11 protein-coding genes and 1 tRNA gene are annotated in these 12,565 nt (G+C 30.6%); 6 read left to right on the top strand and 6 right to left on the bottom strand.

Going from position 1 to position 12,565, the window contains the following annotated elements; translation table 11 throughout:
- From ACFQ1U_RS03365 to ACFQ1U_RS03340, 6 genes are all read right to left on the bottom strand, one after another.
- Positions 1-717 carry a 3'-5' exonuclease gene (locus ACFQ1U_RS03365; RefSeq protein ID WP_386105310.1) on the bottom strand — a complete coding sequence of 239 codons (717 nt, stop codon included), beginning with the start codon at positions 715-717 and terminating at the stop codon, positions 1-3.
- A 53-nt stretch (positions 718-770) separates the two neighbouring features.
- Positions 771-2,066 carry an aminopeptidase P family protein gene (locus ACFQ1U_RS03360; RefSeq protein ID WP_386105308.1) on the bottom strand — a complete coding sequence of 432 codons (1,296 nt, stop codon included), beginning with the start codon at positions 2,064-2,066 and terminating at the stop codon, positions 771-773.
- A 71-nt stretch (positions 2,067-2,137) separates the two neighbouring features.
- The gene (locus tag ACFQ1U_RS03355; protein ID WP_386105305.1) at positions 2,138-2,707 is read right to left on the bottom strand and encodes a Crp/Fnr family transcriptional regulator; all 570 of its coding nucleotides are present in this window, start codon (positions 2,705-2,707) and stop codon (positions 2,138-2,140) included.
- 32 nt (positions 2,708-2,739) lie between these two features.
- Positions 2,740-4,068, bottom strand: a complete 1,329-nt coding sequence (locus ACFQ1U_RS03350; RefSeq protein ID WP_386105303.1) for a DEAD/DEAH box helicase — start codon at positions 4,066-4,068, stop codon at positions 2,740-2,742.
- A gap of 189 nt (positions 4,069-4,257) precedes the next feature.
- On the bottom strand, positions 4,258-5,220 hold the full coding sequence (locus ACFQ1U_RS03345; protein WP_386105301.1) for a succinylglutamate desuccinylase/aspartoacylase family protein: 963 nt from the start codon (positions 5,218-5,220) through the stop codon (positions 4,258-4,260).
- Positions 5,187-6,089, bottom strand: a complete 903-nt coding sequence (locus ACFQ1U_RS03340) for an ATP-grasp domain-containing protein (RefSeq protein WP_386105299.1) — start codon at positions 6,087-6,089, stop codon at positions 5,187-5,189. The genes ACFQ1U_RS03345 and ACFQ1U_RS03340 overlap by 34 nt, the downstream gene beginning before the upstream one ends.
- Positions 6,090-6,167: 78 nt before the next feature.
- Between ACFQ1U_RS03340 and ACFQ1U_RS03335 the strand changes: the two genes are divergently transcribed.
- The 6 genes from ACFQ1U_RS03335 (at position 6,168) to ACFQ1U_RS03310 (ending at position 12,562) form a co-directional block, all read left to right on the top strand.
- Complete coding sequence (locus ACFQ1U_RS03335; RefSeq protein ID WP_386105297.1) at positions 6,168-9,002, top strand: WD40/YVTN/BNR-like repeat-containing protein; 2,835 nt, start codon at positions 6,168-6,170, stop codon at positions 9,000-9,002.
- Between the two features lie 23 nt (positions 9,003-9,025).
- A complete protein-coding gene (gene folB, locus ACFQ1U_RS03330; RefSeq protein WP_386105295.1) occupies positions 9,026-9,388 on the top strand; it encodes a dihydroneopterin aldolase in 363 nt (120 codons plus the stop codon).
- 55 nt (positions 9,389-9,443) lie between these two features.
- Positions 9,444-9,514: transfer RNA gene (locus tag ACFQ1U_RS03325), tRNA-Cys, on the top strand.
- Positions 9,515-9,636: 122 nt separating this feature from the next.
- Positions 9,637-10,599, top strand: coding sequence for a hypothetical protein (locus ACFQ1U_RS03320; protein WP_386105293.1), 963 nt, complete (start codon positions 9,637-9,639; stop codon positions 10,597-10,599).
- Positions 10,600-10,721: 122 nt separating this feature from the next.
- Positions 10,722-11,633, top strand: coding sequence for a hypothetical protein (locus ACFQ1U_RS03315; protein ID WP_386105291.1), 912 nt, complete (start codon positions 10,722-10,724; stop codon positions 11,631-11,633).
- Between the two features lie 83 nt (positions 11,634-11,716).
- Positions 11,717-12,562 (top strand): MBL fold metallo-hydrolase, encoded by an 846-nt coding sequence (locus ACFQ1U_RS03310; protein WP_386105289.1) that lies wholly within the window; start codon positions 11,717-11,719, stop codon positions 12,560-12,562.
- Positions 12,563-12,565 lie beyond the last annotated feature (3 nt).

Raw genomic sequence — 12,565 nt, 5'->3', positions numbered from 1 at the left:
CTATACACTTACAATTTGATTTTGTTTTAGTATGGGTACATTATTAAACCTTAAATAAAGTTGAGCTACTGCTAAGGTATCATTTTCACAATAATTTACAATACGTTGTAGGTTTTGTTGTTTGTAATACACGTTAGCAACTTCACTACCATCAATATCTTGTTTAGGTGATGGTATGCCTAAAATATGAGTTAATAGTTTTAAGGATGTAAAGTGTTTATAATCACCAAATTTCCATAAATCCATAGTGTCTAAATGTTGTATTTCCCAAGGTTTTTTACCAAATAAATTAAGCTTTTTGGGTAAAGAAATGCTATTAATGATCATTCTTCTAGCAATGAAAGGAAAGTCAAACTCTTTACCATTATGGGCACATAATAAGTGTTTTTGAGTGCTAAAATGCTTGTTTAGTAATTGCTTAAAGTCTAGTAATAATTTTTTTTCATCATCTCCATAAAAAGAAGTTAGTCTAAATTGTTGTTCTTGGTCTTTATCAACAAAATAACCTACTGAAATACAGATTATTTTTCCAAACTCAGCCCAAATACCAGCTCTATGATAAAAATCTTCGGGTGTAAACTCATCTTTACGTTGGTATTGAGTTTTTTGTTCAAAAAGTTCTTGTGTTAAGTTGTCAACTTCGTTCCAGGATTCGTATTGAGGAACTGTTTCTATGTCTAAAAACAAAATATTTTTTATGTCGATATTTGTTATCATAGGTGAGCAATTTTATCAAATGTAACAAATAATTTTGCATAAAAAAACCAGTCTTATGACTGGTTCATTAAATCTTCTATTTCTTCTGCTTCAATAGGAATATTCCTCATTAAATTGAATGGCTCTCCTTTTTCCTGAATCACTACATCATCTTCCAAACGAATTCCAAAACCTTCATTAGGAATATAAATTCCTGGCTCAACAGTAAACACCATGTTGGCTTCCATTGGTAGGTGTAATAGCCCGTAATCATGCGTATCTAAACCAATATGATGTGAAGTTCCGTGCATAAAATATTTTTTATATGCTGGCCAATTAGGGTCTTCGTTTTGAACGTCAGCTTTGTCTAACAAACCTAAACCAAGTAGTTCAGAAGTCATTAATTTACCAACTTCTACATGGTAATCTGCCCAAATTGTACCGGGAACAAGCATTTTAGTAGCTTCTTTTTTAACATTATTTACGGCATTGTAAACTGCTTTTTGACGGTTAGTGAATTTTCCAGAAACGGGTACAGTTCTACTCATATCACTAGAATAATTTGCATACTCTGCACCTACATCAAATAATATTAAATCTCCATCTTTACATTGTTGATTATTTTCAATATAGTGTAAAACATTGGCATTGTTTCCACTAGCAATAATAGGAGTGTAGGCAAAACCTTTAGATCGATTGCGTAAAAACTCGTGAATAAACTCTGCTTCAATTTCATATTCCCAAACACCAGGCTGTACAAAGTTTAAAATTCTTCGGAATCCTTTTTCTGTGATATCACATGCTTTTTGCATTAAGTCTAACTCTGTGGTATCTTTAATAGCACGTAATCTTTGTAAAATAGGATTACTTTTAGCAACAGAATGTGCAGGATATTTATTTAATAACCATTTGGTGAAACGTGCTTCGCGTGTTTCTGTTTCAATTTTAGCACGGTAATGTTCGTTGGTATTAATGTAAACAGTATCTGCTAACGCCATCATTTCTGCTAATACTTTTTCTAAATCTTGTAACCAAAATACAGAGGAAATTCCACTGGTTTCAAAAGCCTTTTCTTTGGTTAACTTTTCTCCTTCCCAAACAGCAATATGTTCATTAGTTTCTCTAACAAATAATACTTCTCTTAAGTTTTCTTTAGGGCAATCTGGAAAAACAATTAAAATGCTTTCTTCTTGGTCAACACCGCTTAGGTAAAAAATATCTCTGTGTTGTTCAAAAGGTAAAGTACTATCAGCACTTACTGGATAAATATCATTAGAATTAAAAACCGCCAAACTATTAGGCTTCATTTGTGCCATAAAGTTTTTACGATTTTTAATAAATAAGTCTTTATTAATTGGCGTGTATTTCATTACAACAGTTTTTAGTGTTCATTCCCATCAAAAATAAATAAACTACTGCTGCTTAAAAAGGACAAATGGCGTTATTTTGTATTTTTTCGAATTCTACTCATATGTCTGGTAGAAATACCTAAAAATGAAGCTAAGTAATGTAACGGAACCTGTTGAAGCAATGTAGGTTCTGTTTCTAGTAGTTTTTGATAACGTTCTTCTGGAGATAGTGTTAATAAGTTAATTCTATAATCATCAATTAAAAAAATTTGTTGTTCAATTAAATTATAATAAAATTGATGAAAAGCAGTATTGTTGTTTTGTAAGTATTTAAAGTTTTCATGAGTTATCACCCATAAATTACAATTACTTAAAGCTTTTATGTTTTTTCTTGATGGAGATTTTTGTAGAAAACTTTTTAATGCTGAGGTACATGAGCTTTTTAAAGCTAAATATGTAGTTTTTTCTTCACCATTTACATTAATATTATGTTGTAAAATACCGCTCTCTATAAAGCAAAAATATTTACAAATAGTGTTTGTTTCAACCAATAATTCATTCTTTTGAAGTGTTTTATTTTCAAAAAAGGATAAAATTTCAGGTAAATCTTTGTGTAGATTAGGGTTATTAATTACTTTTTTAAAATAAGTCTCTAAACACATAATGTAAATTATAAGTTTTCGTTTACATTAAATTATTCTTTACTATCTTTTTTTGGGGCTTTTTTAAACCTTTTCTTATAATTGTTTCGCTTGTTTTTAGTTGATTTTGAGTTGTTTTCTTTAGTATCGTTTGATTTCTTTTTACGATTAAAACTTCTTTTAGGTTTATTATTTTGAGATGGTTTAGACTTTTTTGGTGAAGATTGTTTTGGTTTTGATTGCTCAGTAGGAGTAAGATCGAAACCTTCTAATTCAACAATTTTTAACTTCTGTTGTAGTAATTTCTCAATGTTTTTTACATACTCTAATTCTTCTTTTGCAACTAAAGAAATAGCTTCTCCGCTTGCCCCAGCTCTACCTGTTCTTCCTATTCTGTGAACATAATCTTCAGGAATATTAGGTAACTCATAATTAATTACGTGAGGTAATAATGGAATATCTAAACCACGTGCAGCAATATCTGTAGCTACTAATACACGAATAGTGTTTTCTTTAAATCCCTTTAAAGCTTTTGTTCTTGCCACTTGACTTTTATTTCCGTGAATTGCAGCAGAAGAAATACCTTTTTTCTGTAGTTTTTCGGATAACCTATTTGCACCATGCTTAGTTCTGGTGAAAATCAAGACCTGATCCCAGTTTCCTTCTGAAATTAGTTCAATAACCATAGCAGCTTTTCTACTTTTTGGAACACGATATATTTTTTGTGTTACCATTTCAGCTGTGGTATTTTCTGGAGCAGCTTCTACTAATGAAGGGTTTGTTAAAATACCTTGAGCTAATTTTTTGATTTCTTTTGAAAAAGTAGCTGAAAAAAGCAAGTTTTGTCTTTGATTTGGTAAATGAGCTATTATTTTTTTTATATCTCTAACAAATCCCATATCTAACATTCTATCTGCTTCATCAAGAATTAAAATATCAACTCTTTTTAAAGAGAGTGCCTTTTGATCATGCAAATCCAAAAGTCTACCAGGCGTAGCCACTAAAACATCAACTCCATTTCTTATGGTAGCAATTTGTTTTTGTGGTTTTACACCTCCAAATATTACAGTAGATTTTATATTTAGGTGTTTACTGTAATCTTTAACATTGTCATAGATTTGAGCAGCCAGTTCTCTTGTTGGAGTTAATATAAGCGCTCTAATTGGACGAAATTTCGGGTTTTTTGTATCTGTAATTATTTGTAAAATAGGTAGTGTAAATCCTGCTGTTTTACCGGTTCCCGTTTGTGCGGAAGCAAGAACATCTTTTCCTTTTAAAATTTCTGGTATTGCTTTTTCTTGTATTGGAGATGGTGTGGTATATCCTTTTTCTTCAATGGCTTTTAAAAGCTCTTTTTTTAGCCCTAACGATTCGAATGTCATAAATATGTGTATAGAAATAAATAAAGTTATATTTCTTTATAGATAACAAAGGTACATGTTATAGGTCTTGTAAATTAAAAAAAGCGTTAAAATTAGTTTTTTAACGCTTTTATTTTTTTTAAAAGTAAGATTTCTTTCTAAAACCTTTTAAATTGATAGTTATCAGGTGTCTTATGGTAATTTTCTTTTTTAATAGCCAAAATGATACAAAGCATCTCCCATATTAACAATTGGAAAATTGTTTTTAGCAATAATATAACCATCAAAAGGAGCTTTTACAGTAAAATTAGTTTCTCCATAAGTATCCATAATATGGCCTAAAATTTGCCCCTTTTTAACAGCAGTACCATTGTTTACAGTAGCGTTAAAAATACCTGCAACTTTTGCTCGTATCCATCTTCTAGAGTGAACTTTTATTGTTGGTTGATTTTCAGGAACACTAACATGTTCACTTATCATGTTAAAGTGTTTTAAAACTCTAAGTGTTCCATTTATACCTTCTTGAATAGCATGTTCATTTAAACGTAAAGATTCTCCACCTTCATAAACAATAATAGGAATATTGTGTTTATAACATTCGTTTCTAAACGATTTTGAAATTAGTTTAGACTCAAAAGTAATAGGAGCATTAAATATTTCGGCTAAGGTTTCTGCTTTTTCATCATTAGGAGTGTACCTAATTTGCGGATAATTACTTCGTTGTTCACCTCCTGTATGATAATCGATACCAAAGTTGATGTTTTCTGTTAATTCTTTCATAAGATAATAAGCCATTCTACTAGCTAAAGATCCTTTTTGAGAACCCGGAAAGCTTCTATTAACGTCTTTTCCATGCATATCTCTAGAAAGATTTAAAAAACCAAAAACATTTAGTAGCGGAACAACAATTACACAACCTCTATGTATTTTGTATGATTTGTCTATTAACATTCTTCTAACCAACTCTACGCTATTGGTTTCATCACCATGCAAACCACCTTGAAGCAAAATACTTGGTCCAGGTTCTTTACCATTAAAAACATATACTGGAATTTCTATTAATGTACCAGTTGGTAATCTATCAACTGGTATTTTTATAAGTTTAGTTTCATTTAAACCAACCCTTTGTCCACGTATAATTACTTCTTGATTTTTGTACTCTTTTTCGAACATGTAATTTCTAAATACTTTATAATTTCTTCTGCAACATTTATTTTGGTATACGCTTCAATACCTTGCAGTCCAGGTGTTGAGTTTACTTCTAAAATTAAAGGTCCTTTTTTAGATCGAATTAGGTCTACACCAGCAACAGTTAAACCTAAGCTATGAGCCGCTTTTACAGCAATATCTATTTCTTGAGGAGTTAACGTAACTTTTAAGCCTTTACCACCTCTATGGATATTAGATCTAAAATCATTTTTAGTGCCTTTTCTTTTCATGGCAGCTATAACTTTATCTCCCACAACAAATGCTCTAATATCTTCACTATTACTTTCTTTTACAAATTCTTGTAGCATAATACTTTTATTCATGCTATTAAAAGTATCAATAATAGAAATTGCTGACTTTTTACTTTCTGCTAACATAACACCCATACCTTGAGTTCCTTCTTGTAGTTTAATAATCACAGGCGCCTTACCTAACAAGGCAAGTTGTTCTTCCACGTTTTCTTTATTAATAGAGTAAACAGTATTTGGTATAGGTAAATTATGATTATTTAATAGTTGAAGCGAATTAATTTTACTGTGTGATGTGGTAATTCCTTTAGAACTCGCGGTAGTATATACACCATTCATTTCAAATTCTTTTACAATAGTAGTTCCGTGTTTATGAACAGAAGTACCTATTCTTGGGATAATAACATCAGGTTCATTAATGATATCATCACCATCAAAAAAAATTTGCTTTTTACCATTGTTTAAAAAAACAGAACATTTAGTATGGTCTATAATCGAAACATCGTGCCCTCTTTTTTCGGCCTCGTCAAAAAGTCTGCTCGTAGAGTAGATGTATCCACTTACAGAGAGGATAAAAACATGCATGGTGGTTTTTTTACAAAGCTAATTAAAAAATAAATCAAAAAGTATTTTTTATTTTTGATGAAAACATAATCAAAATCAATGAAAAAACTTTCTATACTACTTCTTTTAGCAAGTTCTGTAACTTTAGCCCAACAAAAGGTTACTTCAGCTACAGAAGTCCAAAATGCATTGAAACAAAAAGAGCAATTCGTAGCTCAGTCTTTAGTAAAAAATATCCCTTTTGAGAATATTGGTCCAACTGTAATGAGTGGAAGAGTGGTTGACGTGGATGTAAACCCCAATAACCCTGCTGAATTTTATGTTGGTTATGCCTCTGGTGGAGTTTGGCATACTGTTAATAACGGATCTACCTTTAGTCCTATTTTAGACAATTCTCCTACTCAAAATGTTGGAGATATTGCTGTAGATTGGAAAAATGGTACAATTTGGGTAGGAACAGGTGAAAAAAATTCATCAAGATCATCATATGCAGGTATTGGTGTTTTAAAGTCAGATGATAAAGGTAAAACCTGGAACAATGTTGGTTTGCCAGATTCTCATCATATCAGTAGAATATTAATTAATCCTAATAACCCAAATGAGGTTATTGTAGGTGTAATAGGTCACTTATATTCTTCAAATAACGAAAGAGGTTTATATAAAACCACGGATGGAGGTAAAACCTGGAAAAAAACTCTTTATATAGATGAAAATACTGGAATTATAGACGTTCAAGCATCGCCAAATAATTTTAATATTTTATATGCTGCCGCTTGGGAACGTGAGCGTAAAGCATGGAATTTTGATGGAGATGGTAAAAACTCTGCAATATATAAATCTACCAACGCAGGTGCTTCTTGGTCTAAAATTTCTGATAACAACGGATTTCCATCTGGAAATGGTGTAGGTAGGATTGGATTAGCAGTTTTTAATGATGATGTTGTATACGCTTTTCATGATAATCAGTTTAGAAGAACTGATGAAAATGATAAAAAAGAAGATGATTCAAATGCATTATCCAAAGATGATTTTAAAACCATGTCTGTTGATGCTTTTTTAAAGTTATCTGATAAAAAACTGAATTCATACTTAAAAATGAATGGTTTTCAAGAAAAATACAGAGCAGAAAATGTAAAACAAATGGTTCGAGTAGGTTCTGTAAAACCAATTGATTTAGCAAAGTATTTGGAAGATGCTAATTCATTATTATTTGACACACCTGTTATAGGTGCTGAGGTTTTTATAACAGAAAACGGAGGTAAATCATGGAAAAAAACACATGACGGATATTTAGATGATTTATATTATTCTTATGGATATTACTTTGGTGAAATTCGTGTGGATCCGCAAGATAAAAATGGAATTTATGTTTTAGGTGTTCCTATTTTAAAATCAAAAGATGGCGGTAAATCATTTACGTCTATTAGTAAAGAAAATGTTCATGCAGATCACCAAACATTATGGGTAAACCCAAAGCAAAAAGGTCACTTAATTGATGGTAATGACGGTGGTTTAAATATTTCTTATGACGATGGAGAAAGTTGGACAAAGTTAAATGTACCACCAGTAGGACAGTTTTACTCGGTTTATGCAGATAATCAAAAACCATATCGTGTATATGGAGGTTTACAAGACAATGGTGTTTGGGTAGCAAAACACAACGCAAGAATAGATAAGTCTTGGCAACAAACAGGTCAAAATCCATACGAATCAATAATGGGAGGTGATGGAATGCAAGTAGCAGTAGACAGCCGAGATCCAAATATTGTATACACGGGGTATCAATTCGGAAATTATTATAGAATTGATAGAGCTAAGGGGTCTCAAAAATATATTCAACCAAAACATCAATTAGGGGAAAGCCCATATAGGTTTAATTGGCAAACACCAATTCAACTTTCTGAACATAACCAAGATATTTTATATTTAGGCGGTAATAAATTACATAGATCTTTAAATAAAGGTAACACATGGGAAACCATTTCTGATGATTTAACTAATGGAGGAAAAAAAGGAAATGTAGCCTACGGTACATTAACCAGTATTAGTGAAAGTCCTTTTCAATTTGGTTTAATTTACACAGGTTCAGACGATGGATTGGTATATATCACTAAAAATAGTGGAGGTACATGGGAGAAAATATCTGACAATTTGCCTAAAAATTTATGGGTAAGTAGAGTAATTGCTTCTAAGCATAAAAAAGAACGTGTTTATGTTACTTTAAACGGATATCGTTTTGATGACTTTACTAGCTATGTATACAAATCTGAAGATTATGGTAAAACTTGGTCAAGTATTGCTAATAACATACCTGCTTCTCCAGTAAATGTAATTAAAGAAGATCCAGCAAATGAAAACGTTTTGTATTTGGGTACAGACAACGGAGCTTATGTTTCTTTGAATAAAGGAAAGAGTTGGGATATTTTCAATAAAAATTTACCTAATGTAGCTGTTCATGATTTGGTAATACAACCAGAAGCAAAACACTTAATTTTAGGAACTCATGGAAGAAGCTTGTATAAAGCCAATATAGCAGCAATTCAGAGTTTAACAGATGAGGTCAAAAATAAAGAGGTTCATATTTTTTCAATCAATTCTATAAGAAAAAGAGGTTCTTGGGGAAGCTCATGGAGTAAATGGTTATCACCAAATACCCCAGAAGTTTTCATTCCGTTTTATGTAAATTCGAACAAAAAAGTAAGTTTGCAATTTTATTTAGATGATGTTTTAGTAAATACTATTACTAAGGAAGCAGAAAAAGGATTTAACGAAGTTGTTTTTGATGTTTCTTTCAATAAAAAAGGAATAAAAGCATATAAAAATGCTAATAAAGAAGCTGTGTTAAAATCAGCTAAAAATGGTAAAACTTATTTACCTAAAGGAACTGTAACTGTTAAAATAGCTAACGAAAAACAAGAATTTACAATAAAGTAAGTTATTTTTACCAAAAAAAGTAAATGGGTACTATTAAAGTAAACAATATAAAAATATATACTAATCATGGGTGTTTAGAAGAAGAAGCTAAAATTGGATCTGAATACCGTGTTGATATAGAAATAAAAGCCGATTTGAATAAATCGGCTTTTTCAGACGAATTACAGGATACGGTTGATTACGTGCATTTAAATAAAATAGCAAAAGAAGAAATGGCTATTAGAGCTAAGTTATTAGAACATGTAGCACAACGTATTATTGATAGGATTTTTAATGAAATTCCTATGGTAAAAAAAGCAAAAGTAAGCGTAGCTAAAATTAATCCACCAATAGGAGGGAATGTTGGCGAAGTAGTTATTGTTTTAACAAAAACACGTAAAAACTAAAAAAAAGTTGCGCTAAACAATAAAAGTTGTATTTTTGCAGTCCTAATCAATAAAAGGTGCCGTGGCCGAGTGGCTAGGCAGTGGTCTGCAACACCATCTACAGCGGTTCGAATCCGCTCGGCACCTCAAAAGCTCAATGTACTATCATTGAGCTTTTTATTTAAATAAATGTTTTATATTTGCGCATCTTCCCCCAAAAACCATTCGGTTATAAAACAAATTATCAATTCAATTAAATCTAACATATAATGAAAAGGTTTTCCTTTTTAATCATTTTTATAGTAACAGTTTTTAGTCTTGTGTCATGGGTGAAAAAGATTGAAAATGATTCGTTATTTAAAAAGTCTACAATTGTCTTTCAAGATCAAATAGTATCAGGATCAAAAAAATCAGAATTTAAATACCAACCTATAAAACCAATAAATGGAAAATTAAAAGGTGTTGTAGAGTTAGGAGCTTCGGGGTTTAATTCTTTTATAATAAATGTTGATGCAGATAAAAATTGGGAGATTAAACATAAAGAATATGGAAATAGCTTTGTAGCTGAATCTGCTACAAACGCATTAGAAATTCAAAATAAATTAAAAAAATATATCCAAAATATTATTGATTTTGGAGTAGAGGCAGATCAAATTCACTTTGTAATCAGTTCAGGAGCAGCAAAGGTAAATATCACAAAAAATATAAAAGCGGCATTAAATAAAATGGGGTATGTTGTAAATGATGTTACAGCAGAACAAGAAGCGCAGTATGCTTTAAAAGCAGTATTACCTCAAAAATATGAACAAACCGCTTTTGTGATAGACATAGGATCTGGAAATACAAAAATTTCATACGTTAATGAGGATAAAATTATAGGTTTAGAAACTTATGGAGCAAAGTATTTTTTAAAAAACATTGAAGATAAAATTGTTTATGATGATGTTTATACTAGAACTAAAACATTACCCAAACAACGTTTAATTCAGAGTTTTATAATTGGAGGTGTTCCATATCAAATGGCTAAGTCTTTAAGAAAAGGAAACGAAAGATATACTGTTTTAAATAAGGATATTTCAACTTATGAAGAGGTTGTGGGTAAGAAAGGAAAAAAAGTAGCATGTGGATTAAATATTTTTAAAGCTATTAATGAAGCTTCTCAAACTAATACCGTTGTTTTTGATTGGGATGCTAATTTTACAATTGGTTTTTTGTTGGAACAACCATATTAAAACCTACACCATTATTTATTTTATTTAATATACATTATAGCGTTTACTAAACTTAAGTTTATATATTTACGCTTGAATAACTTAATTTATACTACTATTAACCCTACACATAATTAAGTTTAATGAAACAAACAGTACAATTTAGTATGCTTTTGTTATGCTTTTTAGGTATGTTTTCTTGTAAACAAAAAACACATTCAAAAAAGCAACAGACAACCTTTATATATACTCCAACAAAACCTGTACAAGGTAAGTTAAAAGGAGTTGTAGAATTAGGTACGTCTGGTTTTAATTCATTTGTTATAGAAGTTGATAAAAATAAAAATTGGATTTTAAAAGATAGAGAATACGGAGTTAGTTTGATTTCTGAGGGAATGACAAATACCCATGTAATTAATCAAAAATTACAAGATTATATCCAAAAATTACTTCATAAAGGTTTAGATTCATCAGCAATACATTTTGTAGTTAGTTCAGGAGCTATTAAAGAAGATTTAACAAAATTAATGGTTAATGAACTTAAAAATATTGGTCATGAAGTAAAAGTAGTTTCACCTCATGAAGAAGCTAAATTTGCACTAAAATCAGCATTACCAAAAGGATATCATGAAAACTCGTTTGTTGTGGACCTAGGTTCAGGAAATACAAAAATTTCATTTTTAAAAGATTCTATTGTAATAGGTTTAGAAACTCACGGATCTAAATACCATCAAAAAGGAGCTTATGATGAAGAAGTTTATGAAGAGGTTTCTAAAATTGCATCTAAGGTGCCAAAACATAAAAGTAAGTATTGTTTTATTTTAGGAGGTGTTCCGTATCAAATGGCCTCACCAGATTTAAATCAAAAAAAATCGTACATACCATTAAGTAATAATGCTAATCACTACAATAATTTAGCTGCAATTAAAGGTAAAAAGGTGCAATCGGGCTTAAATATTTACAAAGCAATAGTAGAGACTACTAAATGTGAGGAGGTTATCTTTTTTAATGATGGTAATTTTACTATTGGATTTTTATTAGAGCAACCTTTTTAGTTTCAAAACAACGTTACTAAATCGTTGTATTTTTTAATTTTATTAACAAAAGATATCATAAAAAAAATGCATCTTTGTTAATTATGCGTATATATCCTATTGAAACCGGAAATTTTAAGTTAGATGGTGGTGCAATGTTTGGTGTTGTGCCTAAATCATTATGGCAAAGAACGAACCCTGCAGATGCTAACAATATGATTGAAATGACCATGCGTTGTATGCTTATTGAAGATGGCGACAGGTTGACTTTAATTGATACAGGTATTGGAAACAAACAAACAGACAAGTTTTTTGGTTATTACTATTTGTATGGAGATGCTACTTTAGATAGCTCATTGGCAAAATACGGTTTTCACAGAGATGATATTACAGATGTATTTTTAACACACTTACATTTTGATCATTGCGGAGGAGCAATTCAATGGAATAAAGAAAGAACAGGTTATGAACCAGCTTTTAAAAATGCTCGTTTTTGGAGTAATCAACGCCATTGGGATTGGGCAGTGAATCCTAATGCAAGAGAAAAAGCCTCTTTCTTATCAGAAAACATTTTACCAATCCAAGAAAGTGGACAGCTTAATTTTTTACACTTAAATGCAAAAGATTATGTAGGTTTTGATGTATTGTTTAAAGATGGTCACACAGAAAAGCAAATGTTACCAAAACTACAATACCAAGATAAAACCATAGTTTTTATGGCAGATTTATTGCCAACAGCAGGTCATGTTCCACTTCCGTATGTAATGGGATATGATACTAGGCCATTACTTACCTTAAAAGAAAAAGAAGCCTTTTTAAAAGAAGCTGCAGACAATAATTTTTATTTGTTTTTAGAGCATGATGCTCAAAATGAACTAATAACAGTACAACACACAGAAAAAGGAGTAAGAGTAAAACAAACACACAAATTTACCGATATATTTAATTAAGAG

The sequence above is a fragment of the Tenacibaculum geojense genome (assembly GCF_042676005.1).
GTDB classification, from domain to species: Bacteria; Bacteroidota; Bacteroidia; order Flavobacteriales; family Flavobacteriaceae; genus Polaribacter; species Polaribacter geojense.
This window is presented reverse-complemented; position numbering and strand designations above follow the sequence as displayed.